Here is a 24,842-nt window from a genome sequence, read left to right on the forward strand (position 1 = left end):
GCGTCCGCCCCTACTGTCCTGAAGCCGTGCCGGGCGGAATCTTGAACGGATCGGCCGCCTGTCCGGACAGGTTGGCCATCTCGCCGACCAAGAAGTCCGGCGGATTGAGGATCTCGTTCATGTGGGCCATGTTCGGGTCGAAATATGCCGTGGTGAAGAACGTTTCACCGATCCGGCGCAGTGTGAGGTCGAAGGTGGTGAACACGTTGAGGTAGTCACCACGCACCGCGTTCTTGATGCCGAAGTTGGGGAAGGGGAACGTCAGCAGCAGTTGCAGCGAGGTGACGAAGTTCTTCCGATTGTCGTTCAGCGCCTTGGCGGCCGCATACAGGTCCTTGAGGTCCGCGGCGAAGTCCACCTTCGTCTCGGCGAGTATGTGTGAGGTGACGTTCGCCAACTTGTGGAGCGCGGAGAACGCCTGGACGATGTGGTCGCGGTTCTTGTTGAGCACCCGGATCGCGTCGGGCAACGTGTCCAGTGCGCGGCCCAGGTTGTCCTTGTCGCGGGCCAGGCTCGCCGAGAATCGGTTCAGGCCGTCGACCGCGTCGATGATGTCGTTGACCTGCCGGTTGAGCCCGGCGGTCAGTTCCGCCAGCCGGGGCACCAGGTCGACGAATTGGTCCTGCCTGCCCGCGACGGCCTGATAGGTCTCGTCGGTGATCTCTTCGAGGGCACCGACATTGCCCTTGTTCACCACCACACCTAGTGCCGACAGCACCTCTTCGGTGGTCGGATAGCGGCCGGTGTTGGACTCGGAGATCTTGGACCCGTCCTTCAGCCGGCCCACCGCCGGCTTGTCCTTCGGGCGCGCCAGGTCGACGTGCATCGAACCCAACAGCGACGTCTGCGCGATTGTCGCCGTCGAGTTGGCCGGCAGCACGACATTCTTGTCCAGCGCCAATTTCACTGCCGCATAGAAGGAACCGTCCGGGCGCTGCACAGCCTCGATCCCGGACACACTGCCAACGGTGACGTCGTCGACCATGACCGGCGAGTTCTGCGGTAGCGTCGCGACGTCGGGCAGATCCACGGTGATCGAGTACGCGCCGCCACCGTGCCCGGCGGTGCCTGGCATCGATATCGAGTTCAGCCCGTTGAACTGGCAGCCGGCCAGCAGCGCGCTGCCCGCCGCCAAAGCGCCGCCGCGCAACCACATTCGGTTCATCTAGCCGCCCCCCTGGCTACCCTGCGGCGGGGTCGCCTGGCTCGGCGGCGGTCCGGGAAGGGGCCCGAAGGCGCTCCCGGGAGCGGGGCCGGGCGCGGGTCCGGCGTTGCCCAAGGCCGGGCCGGGAGCCGGGGCCGGTCCCGCCTGCGGCGCCGTCGGAACCAGCAAGGCCTGCAGGTCCGCCGGGTCCTGGGCGGCGGGCGGGGTCTTGGCACCGTTGGCCGGGATCCAGGTCAGCTCGGGCACCGGGGTGGCCGACTTGGCCTGGGTTTCCGGGGTGTCGTAGATGATCTGGCCCTTGTAGGCGGTGATCGTGTTGAGCGGATGGAACATGATCGGCGGGTAATTCACCGTGAGCCGGCGCAGCACCGGGCCGAGCCGCTCGCGGCAGAGCTCGGCGCGCCGGAAGTAGTCGGGAGCGCGCGGGCCGGCGGCCGTTTCGAAGGACCCACCGCAGATGAACTGCACCGGGTTGGCGAATTCCGGGATCGACAACAAGCCGTTCAGCGTGCCCTGCGCCGGGTCGTAGATGTTGTAGAAGTTCGCGATGCCGGGGCCCGCGACGTGCAGCACCTGCTCGATGTTGTCGCTCTGGTCGCTCAGCGTCTTGGCAAAGTCGTTGAGATTATTGACCGTATCGATGATGGTGGAGTTGTTCTCGTGCAGGAATCCCCGGATGTCGGACAGCGCCTTGTTGAGCGTGCCCAGAGTGGTGTCGAGGTGACGCGAGCTGTCTGCGAGCACCTGAGACACCGAGGCGACGTTTCCGGCGAACTGCACGATCTGTTCGTTGCTGGCCGACAGCGCGTTGACCAGAATCTGCAGATTCTTGACCGTCCCGAAGATGTCGCTGCGCGAATCCCCCAGCCGCCCAGCGGCTTGCGAGAGTTCACGCAGGGCGTTGTGGAACGACTCGCCGTTGCCGTTGAACGTGTCCGCCGCCTGGTTGATCGCCCGGCCCAACGGACCCTGCATCGATCCCGTGGTCGGCCCGAGTTGCACGGCCAGTTTGGTCAGCGACTCCTTGACCTCGTCCCACTCCACCGGGACCCCGGTGCGACTCAGGCCGATGCTCCCGCCGTCGGGCAGCACCGCCCCGCCGGTGTAGGCCGGCGTCAGCTGAATGAAGCGGGCCGACACCAGGTTCGGCGACATGATGATGGCCTGTGCGTCCTTCGGGATCTTGATGCCCTTGGAGACCGACATGGTGATCTTGACGTCGGAGGGCCGGGGCTCGATCGTGTCGACCTGACCCACCGGGACACCGAGGACGCGGACCTGGTCTCCCGGGTAGAGCCCGACGGCGGACGTGAAGTAGCCGACGACGCTTCGCGTATTACCGGTCGACGACAGCACGTACACGCCACCCACCAACGCCGCGATGAGCGCGATGGCGGTGGTGTAGCGCAGCCCCCGGCTGCCGGCGAGGCGCTTGATCATGGTGACTTCGGCCTGATGATCCAGCGCTCCTGGATGAGGCCGCGCAGGTAGTCGGCGAGGCTGGCCGGCATCTTGCCCGGCTGGTAGAAGAAGTCGAACATCGTCGCGATCAATGGCGCGGGGATCACGCCGTAGACGTTGACGTTGAATCCCGGGCCGGACCCGACGACCTCGCCGAGCTCAGTGGCGTAGGTGGGTAACCGTTTGATGGCCTCGGTGATGTAGTCGCGGCGCTCGTTGAGGTTGCTGAGCACGTCGTTGAGCTTGCTCAGCGCCGGACCGAATTCCTTGCGGTTGTCGGTGACGAACCCCGAGATCTGCGCCGACAGGCCCTGGATCCCCGAGATGAGCTGGCCGAGGGCGGCCCGCCGCTCGTCGAGCGCGGCGAACAATTCGTTGCCGTCGTCGATCAGCTTGTTGACTTGGTCGGCGCGCTGGGACAGCACGCCAGTCACCGACTTCGCGTGCGCCAGAAGGCTTTGCAGTGCCTCGTCACGGCGGTTCAAGGTGCGAGACAGCGTCGTCACACCGTCGAGCGCGCCGCGCAGCTGGGGGGTCGCGTCGTGCAGCGTGTCGGTCAGCACGTTCAACGCCTGCTCGAACTGGGGCTTGTTCAGGTTGTTGGCGTTCTGCCCCAGATCCTCGAGCGCGCCGGCCAGCGTGTAGGGCGTGGTCGTGCGGCTGAGCGGGATCGTGGTCGCCTTGCCGCTGCCGGCCGGGGTCACCGCGATGGAGCGCTCGCCGAGGATGGTGTCGGTTCGGATGGCGGCCAGCGACTGATCGCCAACGGCGACATGGCGATCCACGCTGAAACTGATCTTCGCGCTGTCGCCGGCGAGGCCGACCGAGGTCACCTTGCCGACCTTGAAGCCGGAGACGTACACCGCGTTGCCCGGGTTGATGCCACCGGCGTCGGAGAAATAGGCGTCGTAGATCTTGCCCTGGGGCCAGAACGGCAATCCCGCGTAACCGAATGCGATCAGCACGACGCACACGACCAGCACCACGCCGAAGATGCCGGTGCGAAGCGGGTCGCGCTCGCCGTTTGCGTTACTTGACAAAAGCGCACCTCCCCTTGCTGGGATCGACCGGGCCGCCGAACGGTATCAAGATGTCGCCGCCGGCCGGGCCGTTGATCTTGATCGTCACGGAGCAGAAGTAGATGTTGAAGAACGACCCGTAGGCACCCAGCGCGGCCAGCCGCAGATAGTCCTCGCCCAACTGCTCGATGTCGTTGTTGACTTCCGCCTTGCGGTTGTCCAGTTCGGTCGCCAGCGGCCGGGTGTTTTCGATGATGCCCTGCAGCGGCCGCCGTGAATTCTTGAGCAGCTCGGTCAGATCCGTCGTCGTCGACGCCAGCGGCGGGATGGCGCCCGCGATGTCGTCCTTGTTCTTGGCCAGTCCGCTGATCAATTGCTGCAACTGGTCGACACTGGCCGAGAACTGGGCGCTGCGCTGATCGACGGTCTTGAGGACCGTGTTGAGGTTGTCGATCACGTCGCCGATGAGTTGGTCGCGCTGACCCAGCGCCGAAGAGAAGGCACTGGTGTCGGCCAGCACGTTGGACAACGCGCCGCCCTGCCCCTGCAGCAGCTCGATGACGGCGCTGCTGATCGTGTTGACCTTGTCAGCGTCCAGCCCCTTGAGCACGGGCCGCAGCCCGCCGAGCAGCGCGTCGAGATCCAACGCGGGCTGGGTGTGTTGGGTGTTGATCGTCCCGCCCGGCGGCAGCTTTCGCAGCTCGCCCGGACCGGAGGTGATCTCCAAATACCGGTCCCCGACCAGGTTTTCGTAGCGGATCACCGCGCGCGTGGAGGAGTAGAGCGTATAGCGCTTGTCGATTCCGAACGCGACGTCGATGGTGTTGTCTTGGTTCAGTTTCACGCCGGACACGGCACCGACCGGCACGCCGGCGATGCGCACCTTCTGGCCCGCCTTCAGGCGCGACACATCGGTGAACGTTGCGTGGTAGGTGCTTTCGGGGCCGAACCGGAAGTCGCCGAAGACCACCACCAGTCCCGCGGAGACGAGCAGCATGGCCACCGCGAAGATGCTGACCTTGATCATCATCGAGCGGTGCGTGGGCATGGCCCCGGCCGGCATTAGAAGTCGTCCCGTTCCGCGAAGGCGCCGTGGAAAAGGAACTGCAGTGTCGAGGGCGCGTCGAACTGCAGTTCCGTGAACGGCTCGTACGGGATGTTGGCGTTGTCGGTGACCAGGAACGGGGCCCGGTAGAACGACCCGCCGGTCTGCTTGGTCGGAATGTCCGGCAGCCCGCGGCAGTTCGGTCCCCCGGACGCGTTGACGATCGGCAGGGACTCCGGGAACGTGTACGCCGGCGCGCCGAGGACGAAGCTCGAGGACGTGAACAGACCCGCCTTGCGAACACCGATCAGCGGGGCGAATTCCTTGATACCGCGGTCGATGCCGGCGAACAGACAGCCGAATTCCGGTGAATAGTCGGCCGCCACCTTCAGCGGGGCCCGCAGCCGGTTGATCGCGTCGATGAAGTTCTGTTCGGCCGGCGCCAGCGTCTCGTAGGCGTTGTTGGCCAGACCTATCGTGGCCAACAACGTGTCGTTGAGATTGTTCTGCTGGTCGACGACGGTTTTGTTGATCGTCGGCAGGTTGTCGAAGACGGTGTTGAGATCCGGGGCGGCGTCGGCGTAGGTGTTTGCAACCACCGCGGCCTTACGGAAGTCCTCCTGCAGTGCCGGCAGCTTCGGGTTGGTCTGGCGCGTCAGCGTATTCAGGCCCGACAAGATGCCGCCGAAGTCGTCGCCGTGACCGCGCAGGCCCTCGGACAGCGCGCTCAGCGTCCCGTTGAGTTCGACCGGGTCGATCTTGTGCAGCAGGTCGATCAGCGACTGGAACAAGGTGTTGACTTCCAGCTGCACCGCCGAGGCCGCGACGTGCGCGTTCGGGCGCAACGAGGTCGGCGAAGGGTTCTGCGGCGGAAGGAATTCCACCGCCTTGGCGCCAAAGATGGTGTTCCCCGCGATGTGCACCATCGCGTTGGACGGGATGAAATGCAGGTCGTCGCTGTTGATGCCGAGCGTCAACCGCGCCTGGTCGTCGGCGTAGTCGATGGCCTCGACCTTGCCGATCTGGATGCCGCGGTACTTGACCTTGGCGCCCTTCTCCATCACCAGCCCGGCGCGGGGCGCCGAGACCGTCACCGTGTCGATCGAAGCGAAAGCCGCCGAGTAGGACAGGTAGGTGACGAGGGCGAACGCCACCAACAGGCTGGCAAGCACCGCGGCTGCCAACCGGACGGAGGTACGTCGCGTATCTGTTTCTGCCATATCCCTTTTAAGCGGTCCTCTTACCCGGAGAGGTTGAAGTTACCGGACGCGCCGTAGACGGCGAGTGAGATGCACAACGTGATGACGACGACGACGATCAGCGAGGTTCGCACGGCCTGGCCGACCGCGATGCCGACGCCGACCGGACCGCCGTGCGCGTTGTAGCCGTAATAGGTGTGGACCAGCATCACCGCGATGGACATCACGATCGCCTGGAGGAACGACCACAGCAGATCCGACGGGATGAGGAACGTGTTGAAGTAGTGGTCGTAGAGGCCCTTGGACTGCCCGTTGATGTACACGGTGGTGAAGCGGGCGGCGAAGAACGCGGCCAGTACCGACAGTGAATACAGCGGAATGATCGCGATGAGGCCGGCGATCAGCCGGGTGGACACCAGGTAGGACACCGATTCCACCGCCATGCATTCCACGGCGTCGATCTCCTCGGACACTCGCATGGCGCCCAACTGTGCGGTGGCGCCGGCGCCGATGGTGGCCGCCAGCGCGATGCCGGCGATGACAGGCGCAACGACGCGGACGTTGAGGAAGGCCGACAGGAAGCCGGTCAGCGCCTCGATGCCGATGTTGCCCAGCGAGGAGTAACCCTGCACGGCGATCACCCCGCCGGAGGCCAGTGTCAGGAAGGCGGCAACACCCACCGTGCCGCCGATCATGACGAGCGCCCCGGCGCCCATTGTCATTTCGGCGATCAGCCGGACGGTCTCTTTGCGGTATTTGGTGATCGCGTGGGGGATGTGCCGCACCGTCTGGCCGTAGAACAAGGCCTGCTCACCGAAGTCGTCGATCGGCTCCTGCAACCGGGAGGCGAGAGTGCGCAGCCGATAGGTGACGTCGTAGCTCATCGAGTGCTCACTTCGCCGAGATCCGCACGCCGATGGCGGTCATCACCACGTTGATGACGAACAGACAGATGAACGCGTACACGACCGTCTCGTTGACGGCATTGCCCACGCCCTTGGGCCCGCCCTTGACGGTCAGGCCGCGGTAACAACCGACCAGCCCGGCCATCACGCCGAACAGCAACGCCTTGACCTCGGCGAGTACCAGCTCGCGCAGCCCGGTCAGCACGGTCAACCCGTTGATGAACGCGCCCGGGTTGACGCCTTGCAGGAAGACGGAGAACACGTAGCCACCGGACAGGCCGATGGCGCACACCAGCCCGTTGAGCAGCAACGCCACCACGGTGGACGCCAGCACCCGGGGGACGACGAGCCGCTGGATCGGGTCGATGCCGAGCACTCGCATCGCGTCGATCTCTTCGCGGATGGTCCGCGCGCCAAGATCGGCACAGATCGCGGTCGCGCCGGCACCCGCCACCACGAGCACCGTCACCACGGGCCCCAGCTGGGTGATGGTGCCGAACGCCGTCCCGGCGCCGGACAGGTCGGCCGCCCCGATCTCGCGCAGCAGGATGTTGAGCGTGAACGCCACCAGCACGGTGAACGGGATGGACACCAGAAGGGTGGGCACCAGCGACACCCGCGCGATCATCCAGGTCTGTTCCAAGAACTCGCCCATTTGGAACGGCCGGCGAAAACTCTGCCGGCCGGTGTCGATCATCATTTCGAAGAACCCGCCGACGGCGCGGGCGGGAACCGCAAGTTGTTCTCTCAACTTGGCTACCCCCCTCGGCTGCTCGCGGCGAAGTCTCTGCGTCGCCTTAGCGGTGTCTTCCGTCGCATGCGGCTCGATGTGAGCCGGATCATATTAACCCAGAACAAGATAAAGGTGTCAATGAACAGCATTTCTTTGTCTTAAACGTTAATTACCCTGGTCAGACACCGTTATATTTGTCAAAATTGACACACGTTCTACCTGCTCATTTCCCCCCCAGGAACTAACCTCACACAGTTATTGCTCCATCAACCCGACCGCCGAAAAGTTGCGCTCGGGATCCCGCCCAGCAAAGTACTCTTGTAACGTCGCGCTCAGTCGCTCGGGCTCCCAGGCTTCGCCCTCGGCGCTGAATCGATGCTCCGCTGTGGGCGCGGCAACCAGTGTCACCTGAGGACCGTAGACGATGAACACCTGCCCGTTGACTTCTGCGGCCGCCGGGGATGACAGGAACTTGACCAGGCTGACGACGTGTTCGGGCGACAGCGGGTCGATGTTGCCGGCCTCCCCTTCGGGCGCTGCACCGAAGACGTCGGCCGTCATCGCGGTGCGCGCGCGCGGACAGATCGCGTTGGCGCACACGCCGTAGCGGCCCAGCGCCCGCGCGGCCGTCAGGGTGAGCGAAATGATGCCGGCTTTGGCCGCGCCGTAGTTGGCTTGCCCCACCGGGCCGACCAACCCCGCCTCGGACGCGGTGTTGACCAGGCGGCCGAACACCGTTCCCCCCGCGTCCTTCGCCTTCGACCGCCAGTAGGTGGCGGCGTTGCGGGTCAGCAGGAAGTGGCCGCGCAGGTGCACCGCGATGACCAGATCCCACTCCTCGTCGGACATGTTGAACAGCATCCGGTCGCGGGTGATGCCCGCGTTGTTGACGACGATGTCGAGCCCACCGAGTCCGTCGGCCTGGGCGACCAACTCGTCGGCGGTTGCGCGTTCGCTGATGTCGCCGGCCACCGCGACGGCCTTCGAGCCGGCCGAGTTGATCTCGTCGATGACATCGGAGGCGTCCAGGGCGGTGGCGATGTCGTTGACGACGACGGTCGCGCCGAGCCGGGCCAGGCCAACTGCCTCCGCCCTACCCAGCCCCGCCGCGGCGCCGGTCACTACCGCGACCTTCCCGGACAGATCGGTCGCGTTCGTGCTGCTAGTCAATTTATGAATACCTCTAGTTTCTCAGGACGCATTCGGGTCCGGGCTAGTCACCGCGCAACAGCGCGGCACGCGGGCATTCGGCGATCGCCTGCTCGGCCAACTGCTCCTGATCGGCCGGGATCGGATCCAGCTTTACGACGGCGTAATCCTCGTCGTCCAGGTCGAAGATATCCGGCGCGATTCCCAAGCACACAGCGTTACCTTCACACCGGTCGTGGTCGACGATCACCCGCACAGCACCCTCCTTGCACCTGGCCTTCACCTGAGGACATGCCCCATCAGTATGTAGGACCACCATAGGGTCCGGATACCGCTAGGGAAACGGTCGCTGGAATCTCAGACTAGAACGTGTTACAACCGGGAAGACGAATGGGTAGTCGTCGGCCGAGTAACGTCGGCTAATCGAGGCGAATCACGTTAACAAAGGACGGCTGAGATGCGCATCAGTTACACCCCCGAACAGGAGGAGCTGCGTCGCGAATTGCGGTCGTACTTCACCAAGCTCATGACGCCGGAGCGCCGCGAGGCGCTGACCTCCTCGGGCGGCGGCGAGGTCGGGACCGGCACCGCGTACCGCGACACCGTCGCGCAGATGGGCAAGGACGGCTGGCTGACGCTGAACTGGCCTAAGGAGTACGGCGGCCAGGACCGCTCCCCGATGGATTCGCTGATCTTCACCGACGAGGCCGCGATCGCCGGCGTGCCGGTGCCGTTCCTGACCATCAACAGCGTGGCGCCGACGATCATGGCGTTCGGCACCGAGGAACAGAAGAAGTTCTTCCTGCCCAAGATCGCCGCCGGCGAACTGCACTTCTCCATCGGCTACTCGGAGCCGGGCGCCGGCACGGACCTGGCCAACCTGCGCACCACCGCCGTCCGCGACGGCGACGACTATGTGATCAACGGCCAGAAGATGTGGACCAGCCTGATCGCGTACGCCGACTGGGTCTGGCTCGCGGTGCGCACCAACCCCGAGGCAAAGAAGCACCGCGGCATCTCGATGCTGACCGTGCCGACGACCGCCGAAGGCTTCTCGTGGACGCCGGTGCACACCATGGCCGGTGTGGACACCAGCGCCACCTATTACTCCGACGTGCGGGTCCCGGTGACCAACCTCATCGGTGAGGAGAACGGCGGCTGGAAGCTGGTCACCAACCAGCTCAACCACGAACGCGTCGCCCTGGTGTCGGCGCAACCGATCTTCCTCGCGCTGCAAGAGGTTCGCGAGTGGGCCCAGAACACGAAGGATTCCAGCGGCGCCCGGCTGATCGACTCGGAGTGGGTGCAGATCAACCTGGCCCGGGTGCACGCCAAGGCCGAGGTGCTCAAGCTGATCAACTGGGAGTTGGCGTCGTCGGACGGCGAATCGCTCAACCCGGCGGACGCGTCGGCGGCCAAGGTGTACGGCACCGAGTTGGCCACCGAGGCCTACCGGCTGCTGATGGAGGTGCTGGGGACCGCGGCCACCGTGCGCCAGAACTCGCCGGGGGCGCTGCTGCGCGGCCGGGTCGAGCGCATGCACCGCGCGTGCTTGATCCTGACCTTCGGCGGCGGCACCAACGAAGTGCAGCGCGACATCATCGGCATGGTCGCGCTGGGTCTGCCCCGAAACCGCTGAGCCCCACTTCCCCGAAGGACGAACAACCATGGACTTTTCGACAACCGAAGCGGCGACCGATCTCGGCGGACTGGTCGACACGATCGTGAACTCGGTATGCACGCCCGAGCACCATCGCGAACTCGACGAGCTCGACCAACGGTTCGACCGAGCGCTGTGGGGCAAACTCATCGACGCCGGCATCCTGACCAGCGCCTCGGCCACCTCGGTGGGCGGCGACGGATTCGGGGTGCTCGAGCAGGTCGCCATCCTGGTGGCGCTGGGTCACCAGTTGGCGGCCGTGCCGTACCTGGAATCGGTGATGCTGGGCGCCGGCGCTTTGGCGCGGTTCGGCACCGAAGCGCTGCAACAGGATTGGGGCGCTCCGGCGGTCGGCGGCGAGAAGATCCTCACCGTCGCACTCCTGGGCGAAATGGGTGAGGGGCCGGTACGGGCCACCCGCGCCGGTGACGGCTACCGCCTCACCGGCACCCGTACCCAGGTCGGGTTCGGGCCGGTGGCTGACGCGTTTCTCGTTCCCGCCGAGATCGATTCCGGCACCGGCGTTTTCCTCCTCGCCGCCGGTGATTCGGGTGTTTCGGTGAGCGCGCTGGAGACCACCGGACTGGGCAGCGTCGGTCACCTCGCGCTGGACGGCGCGCAGGTGGACGGCGCCCGGATGATCGGCGGCGCCGAGGTCGTCGCTTGGCTCGACACGCTCGCGGCTCTGGGCCGCAGCGCCTACCAGCTGGGTGTGCTCGAACGGGGGCTGCAGCTCACCGCCGAATACGCCAGGGAGCGAGAGCAATTCGATCGCCCGATCGGCAGCTTCCAGGCGGTGTCGCAGCGGCTGGCCGATGGGTACATCGACATCAAGGGCTTGCGGCTCACCCTCACCCAAGCAGCCTGGCGCGTCTCCGAGGATGTTCCCGCCGAGCTCGACGTGGCCAGCGCCGCGTTCTGGGCCGCCGACGCCGGGCACCGGGTGGCGCACACCATCGTGCACGTGCACGGCGGCGTCGGCGTCGACACCGATCACCCGGTGCACCGCTACTTCCTGGCGGCCAAGGAGGCCGAGTTCGCATTGGGCGGCGCCACCGGTCAGCTGCGCCGGATCGGCCGCGAGCTGGCGGAAACCCCTGCCTGACTTCGTGCTTCCTCCGGATCCGACGGTCACCAGACTCCTGGCGCCGTTGTTAGAAATCGATGACCGGGGCGTCTACTTCGAAGACACGTACACCACCTGGCGGGATCACCTGCGTCACGGCGCGGCCATCGCGGCGGCCCTGCGGAACCGCCTCGACCCGGCGAAGCCGCCGCACGTGGGCGTGCTGTTGGAGAACACCCCGTTCTTCTCGGCGATGCTGACGGCGGGCGGCATGTCCGGGATAGTGCCGGTGGGGCTCAACCCGGTGCGCCGCGGTGACGCGCTGGCCCGCGACATCGCGCACGCCGACTGCCAGGTGGTGCTGGCCGACTCCGGTTCTGCCGCCGCACTGGGCGACATCGACCACGTGAACGTGGACTCCGCCGAGTGGGCCGACGAGGTGGCCGCACATCGCGATGCCGAACCGCACTTCCAATCCGCAACGGCCGCAGACCTGTTCATGCTGATCTTCACCTCGGGCACCAGCGGTGAACCCAAGGCGGTGAAGTGCAGCCACGGCAAGGTCGCGATCGCTGGCGTGACGATGAGCCAGCGATTCGGCCTCGGCCACGACGACGTCTGTTATGTGTCGATGCCGCTGTTTCATTCCAACGCGGTGTTGGTCGGCTGGGCGGTGGCAGTCGCGTGCCAGGGCTCATTGGCGTTGCGGCGCAAGTTCTCCGCCTCCAACTTCCTGGTGGACGTCCGTCGCTTCGGCGCGACCTACGCCAACTACGTCGGCAAGCCCCTCTCCTATGTGCTGGCCACACCCGAGCGGCCCGACGATGCGGACAACCCGCTGCGAGCGGTGTACGGCAACGAGGGCGTGCCCCGCGATGTCGAACGCTTCGCGCGCCGGTTCGGGTGCGTCGTGCAGGACGGATTCGGTTCCACCGAAGGCGGTGTGGCGATCGCGCGCACCCCGGACACCCCGGACGGTGCGTTGGGCCCGCTTCCCGAGGGCGTCGACATAGTCGACCCCGATACGGGTGAGCCCTGCCCCGTTGGCGTGGTCGGTGAGCTGGTCAACACCGCCGGCGCGGGCCGGTTCGAGGGTTACTACAACGACGAGGCCGCCGAGGCCGAGCGGATGGCGGGCGGGGTCTATCACAGCGGCGACCTCGCTTACCGCGACGACGCCGGCTACGCGTACTTCGCGGGGCGGCTGGGCGACTGGATGCGCGTCGACGGTGAAAACCTCGGCGCCGCTCCGATCGAGCGGGTGCTGCTGCGGCACCCCGACGTGACCGAGGTGGCCGTGTACGCGGTGCCCGACCCGGTGGTCGGTGACCAGGTGATGGCCGCGCTGGTGCTGGCTCCGGAAGCCGAGCTCGACGCCGAGAGGTTCCGCGCCTTCCTCGCCGAGCAGCCCGACTTGGGACCCAAGCAATGGCCGTCCTACGTCCGGGTCAGCGCGGAACTGCCCCGCACGGTCACCTTCAAGGTGCTCAAGCGCCAGTTGGCGGCGCAGGGCGTCGACTGCGACGATCCTGTAGTGCGGATCCAGCCGCAAACGGGAAGGGGAACGTCGGCTCATGCCGAAAATTCGTGACTTGATTGCCGGGTCGGCCCTGCTCGCGTCGCTCGGCGGCGCGGCGCTCGGTTTCGGCGCCGGGTGCGCCGCCGGCGATCCGGTGCCGCCGCCTCCTCCCCTGCCTCCGCCGCCGCCGCTGGTCTACGCGCCGCAGACGCCGGAACGTGCCCCGTGGGAACCGCCGCCGCAGGAACCGGGCCTCCCGCTGCCGCCGGGCTAGCTGTACTGCCCGTCCCCCGCGGCGCGCGGTGGGATAGGACCGTCGGCGATAATGCTTGACTGCACAGACACGTCGGGATCGAAGGAGACGCGATGGTTGGTCCGATCCGCGCATGACTTCCCGGCCCCTGGAGACCGCGCTCGAAGCGAGCTTCGAGCAGCTGTCCGCCGCGGTGCCCGCGGAGGTCGGCGTCGCGATCGCCCGGCCGGACCGCACCTACTCACTGGGTCGATGGTGGTCGGGTGTCGCGTGGTCGACGATCAAGGTGCCGTTGGCGATCGCGGCGCTGCGCTGCGATTGGTTGCGGGCGAAGGACCTGGCCGTCAAGGCCATCACCGAGTCCGACAACCACGCGTCGGAGCAATTGTGGTCGCACTTGGGCGATCCCGAGGAAGCGGCGCGCCGGGTGCAGGGCGTGATCGCCGAGGGCGGTGACACCGCCACGGTCGTGGAATCGCGTCGGCTCCGGCGCGGCTATACCGCGTTCGGTCAGACACAGTGGACCCTGCAGCGGCAAGCCCGGTTCGCGGCCGAGTTGCCGTCGATCCGCGATTCGTCCGACGTCATCGACCTGATGCACCGCCTCAGCACCGGTCATCGCTGGGGGCTGGCCGCCAAAGGCTTTGCGGCCAAAGGCGGTTGGGGACCGGGGACAAACGGCGACTACCTGGTGCGGCAGTTCGGGATCGTGCCCACGCCGTCGGGGCAGTGGGGCGTAGCCCTGGCCGCCAGGGTCGATGACGGGGTGCTGGAGACAGGCGTCGATGTCCTCGACACGATGTCGGAGTGGGTGCTCAGCCGACTCCCGGGCTTAGCCCGTTATTGACGGCACCACGGCGTCGATCAGGTGCGGCCCGGGTTCGCCGAAAGCGTGGCGCAGCGCGTCGGCGAGTTCTTCGGCGGTGGTGACGCGGCGGGCCGGCACGCCCAGCCCTTCGCTGATCTTGACGAAATCCATTGTGGGACGGGATAAGTCGAGTAGGTCGAGCGCCTTGGGCCCGGGTGCCGATCCGGCCCCCACCCGCGCCAACTCGATCCGCAGGATGTCGTAGGCGCTGTTGTCGTAGATCACGGTGGTCACGTCGAGGTGTTCCCGCGCCTGGGTCCACAACCCGGAGATCGTGTACATCGCGGATCCGTCGGATTCCAGGCAGAGCACCGGCCGATCGGGGGCGGCGACCGCGGCGCCCACGGCGGCCGGGATGCCGTACCCGATCGCCCCGCCGGTCAACGTCAGCCAGTCATGGGCCGGCGCGCCCGCGGTGGCCTGGGCGAGCAGCAGGCCGGAGGTGTTCGACTCGTCGACGACGATCGCGCCCTCCGGCAGCAGCGCCCCGATCACGTCGGCCGCCGATGCGGACGTCAGGGCACCCCCCGGCAGCTGGGGCCGCGCCGCAACGGCAACGGGCGCAACGGTTCCGGGCGCCAGCTCGTCGGCCACCGCGGCGAGCGCCTCGGCGGCACCGCTGTGCCCGGCGAGCAGATGCACCTCACAGCCGGCCGGGACGAGGTCGCTGGGCATGCCCGGGTAGGCGAAGAAGGACACCGGCGACTTGGCGCCCGCCAACACCAGATGCTTGGCACCGTCCAGCTGGGCGGTGGCGGCCTCGGCGAAGTAGGCCAGCCGCTCGACGGCCGGAACGCCCGCGCCGCGCTCCAGCCGGGTGGGGAACGTCTCGCACAGCACCCGCGCGCCGGTCGCCTGCGCGATCCGCGCGGCCGCGGCAAGGCCCGGTCCGCGGGTGGCGTCGCCGCCGATCATGATGACCGTGGGTTCCCCCGAGCGCAGCACCTCGATCACCTCGAACGCCAATCGCGGTTCAGCCCCCGCCGGCCCCGCGGGTGTCGTCCCGACGGGCTGCGCCCCGTCCGACCATGACGCGTCGGCGGGCAGAATGAGCGTCGAGATCAGCGAGCCCGCGCAGCTCGCGGCGATCGCCTCCGCGGCGTCGGACGCGACGTCCGCGGTGCGTTCGGTGCGACGCACCCACCCCGAGACGGTTCCGGCGAGCGCGTCGATGTCGGATTCCAGTGGGGCGTCGTACTTTTTGTGATAGGTGGCGTGGTCGCCGACGACCACCACCATCGGCACCTGAGCGCGTCGGGCGTTGTGCAGGTTGGCCAGGCCGTTGCCCAGGCCGGGGCCCAGGTGCAACAGCACCGCCGCCGGCCGGCCGGCGATTCGCGCGTAGCCATCCGCCGCCCCGGTGGCGACACCCTCGAACAGGGCCAGCACGCCGCGCATTTGGGGGACGGCGTCCAACGCGGCCACGAAATGCATCTCCGAGGTGCCCGGGTTGGCGAAGCACACGTCGACGCCGCCGTCGACCAGGGTGTTGATCAGGGCCTGGGCACCGTTCACGTGACTGCCTCCAGTTCGAAAACGCGCTCGGCGTTGCCGTGCAAGAAGTCTCGGCGGCACTCGTCGGACAGGTCGAGGTCCGCCAGCCCAGCCAGGGCGTGCGCGTGGGTGATCATCGGATAGTTGGTGCCGAACAGGACTTTGCGTTGTCCGGTACCGGTTTTCATGAACCGGATCAGCTCGTCCGGAAGTCGTTTGATCGTGTAGGCCGAGGTATCGATGTAGACGTTCTCGTGTTTACGGGCGACCGCGACCATCTCCTCGGTCCATGGATAGCCGACGTGTCCGCACACGATCACCAGCTCGGGAAAGTCGAGGGCGATTTGGTCGATGTAAGGAATGGGCCGGCCCGTCTCCGAGGGCCGCAGCGGACCGGTATGACCCACCTGGGTGCAGAACGGCACCCCCAGCTCCACGCATTCGGCGAACAGCGGGTAGTAGCGGCGGTCGGTGGGCGGCGCGTTCCACAACCACGGCACCACCCGAAGGCCCAGGAATCCCTCCCGAACTCGGCGGCGCAGGTCGCGGACCGCTTCCATCGGGCGGTCGAGGTCGACCGCGGCCAGCCCGCCAAACCGGTTCGGGTGCAGGCTGATCCACTCGGCGACCTCGTCGTTGGAGATCAGATCCTGCCCCCCGGGGCCGCGCCACGCGCTGAGCAGCCCGAAGCGGACGCCGGCGGCGTCCATCGTCGCGACGCTCGCCTCGATCGGGACGTCGGCGTCCGGTATTGAGTCGCCGGTCCAGCGCCGCAGCGACGCCAGCATGTCGCTGCGCAGGAACCGTGCGGTGGGGTGCTGCATCCACACATCGACCGTCATCGCGATCAACAGTAGACGCCGCGGCTACAGGGCCAGCGCGGCGCGGGCGCAGGCGTGCGTCCGCTGGGCGTGCCCGCCGCCGAACAGCACGACGTGCGCCAGCAGAGGGAACAGCTGGTGCAGCCCGATGCGGTTGCGCCAGCCGGCGCGCAACGGCCTCACCTGCTCGTAGCCGTCGACGATGGTGTCGTAGTGCGGGCAGCCGAACAGCGCGAGCATCGCCAGATCGCTCTCGCGGTGGCCGGCGTGCGCCGCCGGGTCGATCAGCACCACCCCGTCGGGCGTCCACATCACGTTGCCGCCCCACAGGTCGCCGTGCAGCCGGGCGGGCCGGTCGTCGTCGTCGAAGTCGCCGGCGCGGCACCGCTGGATGACGGCGTCGATCGCGCCGCGGGTGGCGGCCTCGAGCCGCGCCGCGGCCAGTTCGGCCATCGGCGCCAGCCGCTCCTCGGCGTAAAACTCGCCCCACCGGGGGTGCCGCCGCAGCGACATCGGCAGCGGCTGGGAAAGCGGCCCGAAGAACCCGGGCCCGTCCCATCCTTCGGGCCCGGCGCCGAACGCCGGGGCGCCGGCATCGTGCGTGACGGCCAACCGGCCACCGAACGCCCGCGCCGCCTCGCGCGTCGGCGTCACCGAGTCCAGCCGCCCCAGGGTCAGGCTCGTCGCGTCGACGGAAACCACTTGGGCGCACGGCACGCCGCCATCGACGCCGGCCAGCCACCGCAGCCCGGCGGCTTCCCACCCGAAGTAGCCACTGGGGGCGGCGGGGTCTTGTTTGACGAAGTGGGTCAAGCGGTTACGTGCGCGGCGTGCACGTCGTCGGCGGGCCGCGCCTCGGTCTGCTCCTTGGCCCAGCGGTAGTCGGGTTTGCCGGCCGGTGAGCGCTTGACCTCGTCGACCAGCCAAAGGCTACGCGGCACTTTGTATCCCGCGATCTCGGAGCGCACGAAGCGGTCCAGTTCGGCGAGCGTGGGCCGGGTCCCCGGCCGCGCCTGCACGACGGCGGCCACGTGCTGCCCGTACCGGGGGTCGGGCACGCCGACCACCAGGGCGTCGAAGACGTCGGGATGGCCCTTGAGCGCCGCCTCGACCTCCTCGGGGTAGATCTTCTCGCCGCCGCTGTTGATCGACACCGAGCCGCGGCCCAGCATCGTGACGGTGCCGTCCTCCTCGACGAGCGCCCAGTCACCCGGAATCGCATAGCGGACACCGTTGATGGTCTTGAACGTCTCCGCGGTCTTCTTTTCGTCCTTGTAGTAACCGACCGGGATGTTGCCCTTCTTGGCGATGAAGCCGCGCACCCCGGAGCCGGGCTTGACCTCGTTGCCGTCCTCGTCGAGCACGACCGTGCGGTGGTCGATGGTCACGCGCGGGCCGCCGCTGTGCGGGGCGTCTTTCGCGACGACGCTGGTGCCACCGAATCCGGTCTCCGAGGAGCCGATGGAGTCGGTGATGACCCGGTTGGGCAACAACTCGAGGAGCTTCTCCTTGATGCTCGGCGAGAACAGCGCCGCCGTGCTGGCGAGCAGGAACAGCGACGACAGGTCGTATTGGTTCCCCTGCTCCTGGTGGGCCAGCAGCGCGTCGAGTAAGGGCCGCGCCATCGCGTCCCCGGTGAAGAACAGCAGGTTGACCTTGTGCTCGTGGATCGTGCGCCAGACCTCGTCGGCGTTGAATTCCGGTGCGAGCACGGTGGTTTGACCCGAGAAGATCGACATCCAGGTGGCCGACTGGGTGGCGCCGTGGATCATCGGCGGGATCGGGTAGCGGACCATCGGCGGGTTGGCGGCCGCCGCCTTGGCCAGGTCGTGCTCGTCCTCGACGAATTGGCCTGTCGCGAAGTCGGTTCCGCCGAAGAGCACCCGGTAGATGTCCTCATGACGCCACATCACGCCCTTGGGAAAGCCCGTCGTGCCACCGGTATACAGCAGGTAGATGTCGTCGGCGCTGCGTTCGCCGAAGTCGCGCTCGGGGGAACCCTGCGCGATCGCCGAGTAGAACTCGACCCCGCCGTAGCGCTGGTAGTCGTTGTCGGAACCGTCCTCGATGACCAGGATCGTCTTGACGTTGGGCGTGTCCGGGAGCACGTTGGCCACCCGGTCCGAGTACTGGCGCTCGTGAACCAGGGCGACCATGTCGGAGTTGTCGAACAGGTAGCGCAGCTCGCCCTCGACGTAGCGGTAGTTGACGTTGACCAGGATGGCGCCCGCCTTGACGATGCCGAGCATCGCGATGACGATCTCGATGCGGTTGCGGCAGTACAGCCCGACCTTGTCGTCCTTTTTCACCCCCTGGTCGATCAGGTAGTGGGCGAGGCGGTTGGCCTTCTCCTCTAGTTGCGCGTACGTCAGCTTCTCGTCGCCGCAGATCAGGGCGACACGGTCCGGCACGGCGTCGATGGCGTGCTCTGCGAGATCGGCAATATTCAGGGCCACGGCCACCAAATTAGAACGTGTTACATTTCTTGACAAGCTGATGCTCATTGTCGAGGGAAAGGCGGTAGCCGTGGCGGAGGCTCCAGCAAACGAACAGACCGGGCTCTCTGAAGCAGATGCGCTAGTGGAACAGCGCGGTCACACCCTCATCGTCACGTTGAACCGACCGCACGCGCGCAACGCGCTGAGCACCGAAATGATGGAAATCATGGTGCAGGCCTGGGACCGCGTCGACAACGACGACGACATCCGCTGCTGCATCCTGACCGGCGCCGGCGGATACTTCTGCGCGGGCATGGACCTCAAGACAGCAACCAAGAGGCCGCCGGGCGACTCGTTCAAGGACGGCAGCTACGACCCGTCGCGGATCGACGCCCTGCTGAAGGGTCGCCGGCTCACCAAGCCGCTCATCGCGGCAGTCGAGGGCCCAGCGATCGCCGGCGGCACCGAGATCCTGCAGGGCACCGACATCCGCATCGCCGGCGAGAGCGCCAAGTTCGGCATCTCGGAGGCCAAGTGGAGCCTGTACCCGATGGGCGGGTCGGCCGTGCGGCTGGTGCGGCAGATCCCCTACACGGTCGCCTGCGACCTGCTGCTGACCGGCCGGCACATCACCGCCGCCGAGGCCAAGGAGATGGGCCTGATCGGGTATGTGGTGCCCGACGGGCAGGCGTTGTCCAAGGCGCTCGAGATCGCAGAGGTGATCGCCAATAACGGGCCTTTAGCCGTGCAGGCGATCCTGCGGGCGATCCGCGCGACCGAGGGCATGCCCGAGAACGAGGCGTTCAAGATCGACACCCAGATCGGCATCAAGGTCTTCCTGTCCGACGACGCCAAGGAAGGCCCCCGGGCGTTCGCCGAGAAGCGCAAGCCCAACTTCCAGAACCGCTGACCGCACCGTCGCGCCGCGCGTGAACTCAGGGCGGTTTTCCGGCCGGATTTCCGCCCTGGCTTCACGTTGGGCGCGGCTGTCGGTAGCCCGAGACACACTGCCCGCGTGTCGGAACCTTTTGTCGGCAGCGAAGCACTCGCATCCGGGTGGCTGACTCGGCACCGGCTGCGAACCCGATTCGCCGCAATCTATCCCGACGTCTACGTCCCATGCGGCGTGGAACTGAGCGCTACGACGCGCGCCCATGCCGCCTGGCTCTGGTCGCGGCGCCGGGGCGTCGTCGCCGGGCATTCCGCGTCGGCGCTGCACGGCGCCAAGTGGGTCGAAGGCCGGACGCCTGCTCAATTGCTGTACGAGCACCGTCGGCCACCGATCGGGATTCGCACCTGGTCGGATCAAGTCTCCTTGGATGAGACCCAGCTGGTCGGCGGCATTGTCACCACCACGCCCGCACGCACCGCTTTCGACTTGGCCTGCCGCAACCCCACCGGCACGGCGGTCGCCGCCATCGACGCACTCGCCCGGGCCACCAACCTCAAGATCGCGGACGTCGAATTGCTCGCCGATCGTTACCGCGGCCGCCGGGGCGTTCGGCGCGCGAGGCGGGCGTTGACGCTCGTCGACGCCGGCGCCGAGTCACCGCGCGAGACGTGGCTGCGGCTGCTGCTCATCGAGGCCGGCTATCCGCGGCCTCGGACACAGATCCCGGTCTACGGCGAATACGGCGAGCTGATCGCCGTCCTCGATATGGGGTGGGAGGACGCCAAAATCGCGCTCGAGTACGAAGGCGATCATCACCGCACCGACCGCAGGCAATTTCGCAGGGATATCGCCCGCTTCGACGCGCTGGCCGGCCTGGGGTGGACCGCCATCCGGGTCACGGCCGAAGACACCCCGGGCGGCATCATCGCCCGGGTGGCCGCCGCTTGGGCACGCCGAACGTGAACTCAGGGCGGTTTTCCGGCCGGATTTCCGCCATCAGATCACGTTCGGCGCATGAGGGGCCTAGCCCAGCGGCGCGCTCGGCGTGAACGCCACCGGCATCTTCTCCAGCCCGGAGACGAAGTTGGCCGGCCGCAGGGGCAGGTCGGTGTCCGACGCCAGCCGCATGTCCGGCAGACGTTGCAGCAGCCGGCTCTGCATGATGGACAGCTCCAACCGGGCGAGCTGGTTGCCGAGGCAGAAGTGCGTCCCGAAGCCGAAGGCCAGGTGGTTGTTCGGGTAGCGCTCGATGTTGAAGGTTTCCGGGTCGTCGAAGACCTTCTCGTCGAAGTTCGCCGATTCGAACAGCAGGATCATCTTCTCGCCCTGGCGCAGTTGGGCGCCGTGGAACTCGGTGTCCGCGGTGATCGTGCGTGCCATGTTCTTCACCGGCGCGGTCCAGCGCAGCATCTCCTCGATCGCGTTGGGCAGCAGGCTCAGGTCGGTCGCCAGGCGGCGGTGCTGATCGGGATGCAGCAGCAGCTGCCGCGTCCCGCCGGACAGCGTGTGGCGCGTGGTCTCGTCGCCGCCGATCAACAGCAGCAGGACCTCGGTGACGATCTGGTGGTCCTCGAGCCGCGAGCCCTCGACCTCCGCGTGCACGAGGACGCTGACCAGGTCGTCGGTCGGTTCGGACTTGCGGGCCTCGATCATGCCCATCATGTACTGGCTGTAGGCCGCGAACGCGTCCATGGTGACCTGGAAATCGGACTCAGCGGCGGTGCTGCTCAAAAAGCTGACCAGGTCGTCGGACCACTTGAGGAACATCTTGCGCTCTTCGGGACGCACGCCGAGCATGTCGCCGATCACGGCCATCGGCAGGGGCGCCGCGAGGTCCCAGACGAAGTCACACTCGCCGCGTTCACACACCGCGTCGATCAGCGTGTCACACAGCGAAACAATCTTCGTCTCAAGGTCTTTGACACGCTTGCGGGTGAAGCCGGAGTTGACGAGCTTGCGGCGCAACAGATGTTGCGGATCGTCCATTTCGATCATCATCTCGACGCCGTCTTGATCGGGCCGGATGCCGCCCGCGTTGGAGAACAGCTCGGGGTTGCGCTCGGCCTCGATCACCGCCTGATACGTGGAGGCGGCGGCTAATCCGTTGCGGTCCCGGAAGACCGGCTCGTGCTCACGCATCCAGCGGTAGACGGACCGCGAATCGCCCGCGTAGAAGGCACCGTCGGTCAGATCCACATCGGGTCTGGTCATCGTCATGAGATCTCCTGGGCATCACCGAAGGACATTTGTACGTGGTCGACAGAGCTGGACACCAACGCGCGCTTCGGAAGGCCAAGCGACGCAAGTTCTTTCGAATACGGGTGCTCACCGAGCCGGATGCTCACCCCGCCGAATCGGGTGCGAACGCCGTCCAGCGTGTGTTCGAACGCGGTTTCGCGGGTGACTCCGTCGCGGTGCGAGTAGGTGCGTTGCGACTGCTGGCGCGGGGTCAGCCGGAACGGCAGGCCGCGACGAAATTCCATGCCGATCACCGGCTGGCCGTCGATGGTGAGATCGAAGGCGAACCGGCGCCCTTCGGAAACGGCGAAGTCGCCCATCACCTTGGGATAACCCCAGATCTTGGTCCCTGCCTCCAAGGTGAACGCCTGATCGACGGGGAGATGATGGATGAACGCGCCGGCGGACTGCAGGGCACCAAGCCCACTCGCCTTGGAGCCGGGCGGATTGACCATCACGCTGGTGCCGAACTCGTGATACTGGCCCAGGTCGCCGTCGATGTAGTGCATCAACATCAGGACCACGATGGCGCGGCCGGGAAGGTAGCGGCAGACCTGCAGGCCGCTGTAGTCGATCATCTGCTGGGCGGCATCGGCGTCGACGGAGAACATCGCCATGTGCTGATTTGCCTTGCGGATCTGCACCGGCATGGTGAGTACCGTGCCCGCGATGGTGTGCTGCGAGGCTGTCATCGGGTCTCCTGTCCTCGTGGCCACCCGTCCCCCAGCTTCGCGGGGGCACCCCCAGCGGCCGGCTTCGCGGCGCCTGTGATCGCCAATCTAGAACGCGTTCTATTCGTTGGGCAATACCGGGTCAGGTCAGCGTGGCGAGCTCCCTGATCTGCGCCTCATTGCGTCCGCTGACCACCATCATGGTGACGCCGGCGGCTTCCCAGACCTTGACCTGCTCACGGACGTAGTTGATGTCTCCGACGATCGCGGCGTCGTCGATCACCTCGTCGGGGATGATCTCGGCGGCCTTGTCCTTCTGGTTGCTGCGGAACAGCTTGGTGACGTCGTCGACCACCTCGGCGTAGCCCATCCGCCGGTAGACGTCGGCGTGGAAGTTGGTGTCCTCGGCCCCCATCCCGCCCATGTAGAGCGCGATGTAGGGCTTCATGGCCGCGAATGCCGCGGGGCGGTCGTCGGTGATGACGATGTTGGCGGTGGCGCAGATCTCGAAGTCCTCGCGGCGGCGCCGCGCCCCGGGGCGCGCGAACCCCTCGTCGAGCCATTCGTTGTAGGTGTCCGCCATGCGCGGCGTGTAGAAGATCGGCAGCCAGCCGTCGCAGATCTCGGCGGCCAGCGCGACGTTCTTCGGCCCCTCGGCGCCCAGCATGATCGGGATGTCGGGACGTAGCGGGTGGGTGATGGGCTTGAGCGGCTTGCCCAGGCCGGTCGTCTGCTCGCCCGTCAGCGGCAGCGGATAGTGCGGGCCGTCGCTGGTGACCGGCTTCTCGCGGGCCCACACCTGCCTCATGATGTCGATGTACTCACGGGTTCGCGCCAGCGGCTTGGGGAACGGCCGGCCGTACCAGCCCTCCACCACTTGCGGGCCGGAGACGCCGAGGCCGAGGATGTGCCGGCCCCCGGACAGGTGGTCGAGGGTCAGCGCGGCCATGGCGGTCGCCGTCGGGGTACGCGCGGACAGTTGGATCACCGAGGTGCCCAGGCGCAGCCGGTGTGTCGAGGAGCCCAACCAGGCCAGCGGCGTGTAGGCGTCCGATCCCCACGCCTCGGCCGTGAAGACGGCGTCGAATCCGGTTGCCTCGGCGGCGGCGACGAGCTGCGCGTGGTTCTCCGGCGGCTGAGCGCCCCAATACCCGAGCTGCAATCCCAGCTTCATAGCTACTCAAACCTTTCCTACCGACCCGATGTTGAAACCGTTCTTAGAACCTGTTCTACTCGATGGCGTGACAGCCAGTTCGAGCAGCCCGACCTTGACGGATCCCACTGAGCCACCGCTCTCCGCGCCGCTGACGTTGTCTTTCGACTACACCCGTTCGGTCGGCCCCACGCTGAGCAAGTTCTTCACCGCACTGCGTGAGCGCCACGTCCTAGGGGTGCGCGGGTCCGACGGCCGGGTACACGTGCCGCCGGCGGAATATGACCCGGTTACCTACGAGCCGCTGGGCGAGATGGTACCGGTGTCCAGCGTCGGCACCGTCGTTTCCTGGACGTGGCAACCGGACCCGGTGGAGGGTCAGCCGCTGGACCGTCCGTTCGCCTGGGCACTGATCAAGCTCGACGGCGCGGACACCCCCATGCTGCACGCGGTGGATGCGGGTGAGCCCTCGGCCATCAAGACCGGTTCCCGGGTGCACGTGCACTGGGTCGACGAGCCGGTGGGCGCCATCACCGACATCGCCTACTTCGCACTCGGTGAGGAAGCCGAACCGGTGTCCGAACAGCCGGCGGGCGAACAGGATCCGGTGACGATGATCGTCACGCCGATCTCGCTGACGATTCAGCACACCGCCTCACACGAGGAGAGCGCCTACCTGCGCGCCATCGCCGAAGGCAAGCTGCTGGGCGCGCGCACCGGCGCGGAAGGAAAGGTGTATTTCCCGCCGCACGGCGCGGATCCGGCCACCGGCCAACCCACCACCGAGTTCGTCGAGCTGCCCGACAAGGGCACGGTCACGACCTTCGCGATCATCAACATCCCGTTCCAGGGACAGCGCATCAAACCGCCCTATGTGGCGGCCTACGTGCTGCTCGACGGCGCCGACATTCCCTTCCTGCATCTGGTCGCCGACATCGACGCGCACGAGGTGCGGATGGGCATGCGCGTCGAAGCGGTGTGGAAACCCCGCGAGGAGTGGGGCTTTGGCATCGACAACATCGAGTACTTCCGGCCGACGGGCGAGCCCGACGCCGAATACGACACCTACAAGCACCACCTGTAAAGGGCACAC

24 protein-coding genes are annotated in these 24,842 nt (G+C 67.0%); 8 read left to right on the forward strand and 16 right to left on the reverse strand.

The features are described from left to right. Positions 1-10: 10 nt before the first annotated feature. The 9 genes from BRW65_RS03050 to BRW65_RS03090 all read right to left on the reverse strand — a co-directional run bounded on the left by BRW65_RS03050 (position 11) and on the right by BRW65_RS03090 (position 8,932). The gene (locus tag BRW65_RS03050; RefSeq protein ID WP_073871187.1) at positions 11-1,165 is read right to left on the reverse strand and encodes a virulence factor Mce family protein; all 1,155 of its coding nucleotides are present in this window, start codon (positions 1,163-1,165) and stop codon (positions 11-13) included. Next, positions 1,166-2,605: a virulence factor Mce family protein gene (locus tag BRW65_RS03055; RefSeq protein ID WP_073871189.1), complete on the reverse strand. Its 1,440-nt coding sequence runs from the start codon at positions 2,603-2,605 to the stop codon at positions 1,166-1,168. It abuts the gene before it with no gap. Beyond that, entirely contained in the window at positions 2,602-3,666 is a 1,065-nt protein-coding gene (locus BRW65_RS03060; RefSeq protein WP_073871191.1) for a virulence factor Mce family protein, read from the reverse strand. Before BRW65_RS03060 ends, BRW65_RS03055 begins: the two co-directional genes overlap by 4 nt. Next, the gene (locus BRW65_RS03065) at positions 3,656-4,708 is read right to left on the reverse strand and encodes a virulence factor Mce family protein (RefSeq protein ID WP_073871193.1); all 1,053 of its coding nucleotides are present in this window, start codon (positions 4,706-4,708) and stop codon (positions 3,656-3,658) included. The genes BRW65_RS03060 and BRW65_RS03065 overlap by 11 nt, the downstream gene beginning before the upstream one ends. Further along, positions 4,708-5,910: an MCE family protein gene (locus tag BRW65_RS03070; RefSeq protein WP_073871195.1), complete on the reverse strand. Its 1,203-nt coding sequence runs from the start codon at positions 5,908-5,910 to the stop codon at positions 4,708-4,710. Before BRW65_RS03070 ends, BRW65_RS03065 begins: the two co-directional genes overlap by 1 nt. A gap of 20 nt (positions 5,911-5,930) precedes the next feature. Next, a complete protein-coding gene (locus tag BRW65_RS03075) occupies positions 5,931-6,773 on the reverse strand; it encodes an MlaE family ABC transporter permease (protein WP_073871197.1) in 843 nt (280 codons plus the stop codon). A gap of 7 nt (positions 6,774-6,780) precedes the next feature. Next, on the reverse strand, positions 6,781-7,545 hold the full coding sequence (locus tag BRW65_RS03080; RefSeq protein WP_073871199.1) for an MlaE family ABC transporter permease: 765 nt from the start codon (positions 7,543-7,545) through the stop codon (positions 6,781-6,783). Between the two features lie 237 nt (positions 7,546-7,782). Then, entirely contained in the window at positions 7,783-8,697 is a 915-nt protein-coding gene (locus tag BRW65_RS03085) for a 3-oxoacyl-ACP reductase (protein ID WP_073871201.1), read from the reverse strand. A 43-nt stretch (positions 8,698-8,740) separates the two neighbouring features. After that, positions 8,741-8,932 carry a ferredoxin gene (locus BRW65_RS03090; RefSeq protein ID WP_067280870.1) on the reverse strand — a complete coding sequence of 64 codons (192 nt, stop codon included), beginning with the start codon at positions 8,930-8,932 and terminating at the stop codon, positions 8,741-8,743. Positions 8,933-9,133: 201 nt separating this feature from the next. Here BRW65_RS03090 and BRW65_RS03095 point away from each other — a divergent pair, with 201 nt between their 5' ends. From BRW65_RS03095 to BRW65_RS03115, 5 genes are all read left to right on the forward strand, one after another. Next, positions 9,134-10,315, forward strand: coding sequence for an acyl-CoA dehydrogenase (locus BRW65_RS03095; RefSeq protein ID WP_067280827.1), 1,182 nt, complete (start codon positions 9,134-9,136; stop codon positions 10,313-10,315). 28 nt (positions 10,316-10,343) lie between these two features. Continuing rightward, complete coding sequence (locus BRW65_RS03100; protein WP_073871203.1) at positions 10,344-11,441, forward strand: acyl-CoA dehydrogenase family protein; 1,098 nt, start codon at positions 10,344-10,346, stop codon at positions 11,439-11,441. Positions 11,442-11,445: 4 nt separating this feature from the next. Continuing rightward, positions 11,446-12,993, forward strand: a complete 1,548-nt coding sequence (fadD17, locus tag BRW65_RS03105) for a long-chain-fatty-acid--CoA ligase FadD17 (RefSeq protein WP_073871205.1) — start codon at positions 11,446-11,448, stop codon at positions 12,991-12,993. Beyond that, complete coding sequence (locus BRW65_RS03110) at positions 12,977-13,195, forward strand: hypothetical protein (RefSeq protein WP_073871208.1); 219 nt, start codon at positions 12,977-12,979, stop codon at positions 13,193-13,195. Before fadD17 ends, BRW65_RS03110 begins: the two co-directional genes overlap by 17 nt. Positions 13,196-13,307: 112 nt before the next feature. Next, positions 13,308-14,021 (forward strand): serine hydrolase, encoded by a 714-nt coding sequence (locus tag BRW65_RS03115; RefSeq protein ID WP_073871210.1) that lies wholly within the window; start codon positions 13,308-13,310, stop codon positions 14,019-14,021. Here the strand turns inward: BRW65_RS03115 and BRW65_RS03120 are convergent. Genes BRW65_RS03120 through BRW65_RS03135 form a run of 4 tightly spaced genes read right to left on the reverse strand, consistent with a single transcriptional unit; the run spans position 14,007 to position 18,819 of the window. Further along, positions 14,007-15,557 (reverse strand): acetolactate synthase large subunit, encoded by a 1,551-nt coding sequence (locus BRW65_RS03120; protein WP_073871212.1) that lies wholly within the window; start codon positions 15,555-15,557, stop codon positions 14,007-14,009. The two genes, BRW65_RS03115 and BRW65_RS03120, sit on opposite strands and share 15 nt — an antisense overlap. Continuing rightward, positions 15,554-16,378, reverse strand: a complete 825-nt coding sequence (locus tag BRW65_RS03125; RefSeq protein WP_073871214.1) for an amidohydrolase family protein — start codon at positions 16,376-16,378, stop codon at positions 15,554-15,556. The genes BRW65_RS03120 and BRW65_RS03125 overlap by 4 nt, the downstream gene beginning before the upstream one ends. A gap of 24 nt (positions 16,379-16,402) precedes the next feature. Next, the gene (locus tag BRW65_RS03130; RefSeq protein ID WP_073871216.1) at positions 16,403-17,170 is read right to left on the reverse strand and encodes a fructosamine kinase family protein; all 768 of its coding nucleotides are present in this window, start codon (positions 17,168-17,170) and stop codon (positions 16,403-16,405) included. Further along, complete coding sequence (locus tag BRW65_RS03135) at positions 17,167-18,819, reverse strand: acyl-CoA synthetase (protein ID WP_073871218.1); 1,653 nt, start codon at positions 18,817-18,819, stop codon at positions 17,167-17,169. The genes BRW65_RS03130 and BRW65_RS03135 overlap by 4 nt, the downstream gene beginning before the upstream one ends. Before the next feature lie 64 nt (positions 18,820-18,883). On the opposite strand from BRW65_RS03135, the gene BRW65_RS03140 reads away from it, so the two are divergent. Together BRW65_RS03140 and BRW65_RS03145 are read left to right on the forward strand one after the other, a co-directional pair. Next, positions 18,884-19,705, forward strand: coding sequence for a crotonase/enoyl-CoA hydratase family protein (locus BRW65_RS03140; protein ID WP_073871713.1), 822 nt, complete (start codon positions 18,884-18,886; stop codon positions 19,703-19,705). A 105-nt stretch (positions 19,706-19,810) separates the two neighbouring features. After that, entirely contained in the window at positions 19,811-20,650 is an 840-nt protein-coding gene (locus BRW65_RS03145) for a hypothetical protein (protein ID WP_073871220.1), read from the forward strand. Between the two features lie 60 nt (positions 20,651-20,710). On the opposite strand, the gene BRW65_RS03150 is transcribed toward BRW65_RS03145, so the two are convergent. The 3 genes from BRW65_RS03150 to BRW65_RS03160 form a co-directional block, all read right to left on the reverse strand. Further along, entirely contained in the window at positions 20,711-21,898 is a 1,188-nt protein-coding gene (locus tag BRW65_RS03150; protein ID WP_167373993.1) for a cytochrome P450, read from the reverse strand. A 2-nt stretch (positions 21,899-21,900) separates the two neighbouring features. Continuing rightward, positions 21,901-22,617 (reverse strand): acetoacetate decarboxylase family protein, encoded by a 717-nt coding sequence (locus BRW65_RS03155; RefSeq protein ID WP_073871224.1) that lies wholly within the window; start codon positions 22,615-22,617, stop codon positions 21,901-21,903. Between the two features lie 121 nt (positions 22,618-22,738). Continuing rightward, the gene (locus BRW65_RS03160; RefSeq protein WP_073871226.1) at positions 22,739-23,770 is read right to left on the reverse strand and encodes an LLM class F420-dependent oxidoreductase; all 1,032 of its coding nucleotides are present in this window, start codon (positions 23,768-23,770) and stop codon (positions 22,739-22,741) included. 67 nt (positions 23,771-23,837) lie between these two features. Between BRW65_RS03160 and BRW65_RS03165 the strand changes: the two genes are divergently transcribed. Beyond that, complete coding sequence (locus BRW65_RS03165) at positions 23,838-24,833, forward strand: Zn-ribbon domain-containing OB-fold protein (protein ID WP_073871228.1); 996 nt, start codon at positions 23,838-23,840, stop codon at positions 24,831-24,833. The last annotated feature ends 9 nt before the right edge of the window (positions 24,834-24,842 follow it).

The sequence above is a fragment of the Mycobacterium paraffinicum genome, from assembly GCF_001907675.1.
Classification (GTDB): Bacteria; Actinomycetota; Actinomycetes; order Mycobacteriales; family Mycobacteriaceae; genus Mycobacterium; species Mycobacterium paraffinicum_A.

Coding starts and splice junctions, on each gene's coding strand:
- BRW65_RS03050 (WP_073871187.1), bottom strand. CDS start 1,165: ATGAACCGAATGTGGTTGCGCGGCGGCGCTTTGGCGGCGGGCAGCGCG.
- BRW65_RS03055 (WP_073871189.1), bottom strand. CDS start 2,605: ATGATCAAGCGCCTCGCCGGCAGCCGGGGGCTGCGCTACACCACCGCC.
- BRW65_RS03065 (WP_073871193.1), bottom strand. CDS start 4,708: ATGCCGGCCGGGGCCATGCCCACGCACCGCTCGATGATGATCAAGGTC.
- BRW65_RS03070 (WP_073871195.1), bottom strand. CDS start 5,910: ATGGCAGAAACAGATACGCGACGTACCTCCGTCCGGTTGGCAGCCGCG.
- BRW65_RS03075 (WP_073871197.1), bottom strand. CDS start 6,773: ATGAGCTACGACGTCACCTATCGGCTGCGCACTCTCGCCTCCCGGTTG.
- BRW65_RS03095 (WP_067280827.1), top strand. CDS start 9,134: ATGCGCATCAGTTACACCCCCGAACAGGAGGAGCTGCGTCGCGAATTG.
- BRW65_RS03100 (WP_073871203.1), top strand. CDS start 10,344: ATGGACTTTTCGACAACCGAAGCGGCGACCGATCTCGGCGGACTGGTC.
- BRW65_RS03110 (WP_073871208.1), top strand. CDS start 12,977: ATGCCGAAAATTCGTGACTTGATTGCCGGGTCGGCCCTGCTCGCGTCG.
- BRW65_RS03115 (WP_073871210.1), top strand. CDS start 13,308: ATGACTTCCCGGCCCCTGGAGACCGCGCTCGAAGCGAGCTTCGAGCAG.
- BRW65_RS03125 (WP_073871214.1), bottom strand. CDS start 16,378: ATGACGGTCGATGTGTGGATGCAGCACCCCACCGCACGGTTCCTGCGC.
- BRW65_RS03150 (WP_167373993.1), bottom strand. CDS start 21,898: ATGACCAGACCCGATGTGGATCTGACCGACGGTGCCTTCTACGCGGGC.
- BRW65_RS03155 (WP_073871224.1), bottom strand. CDS start 22,617: ATGACAGCCTCGCAGCACACCATCGCGGGCACGGTACTCACCATGCCG.
- BRW65_RS03160 (WP_073871226.1), bottom strand. CDS start 23,770: ATGAAGCTGGGATTGCAGCTCGGGTATTGGGGCGCTCAGCCGCCGGAG.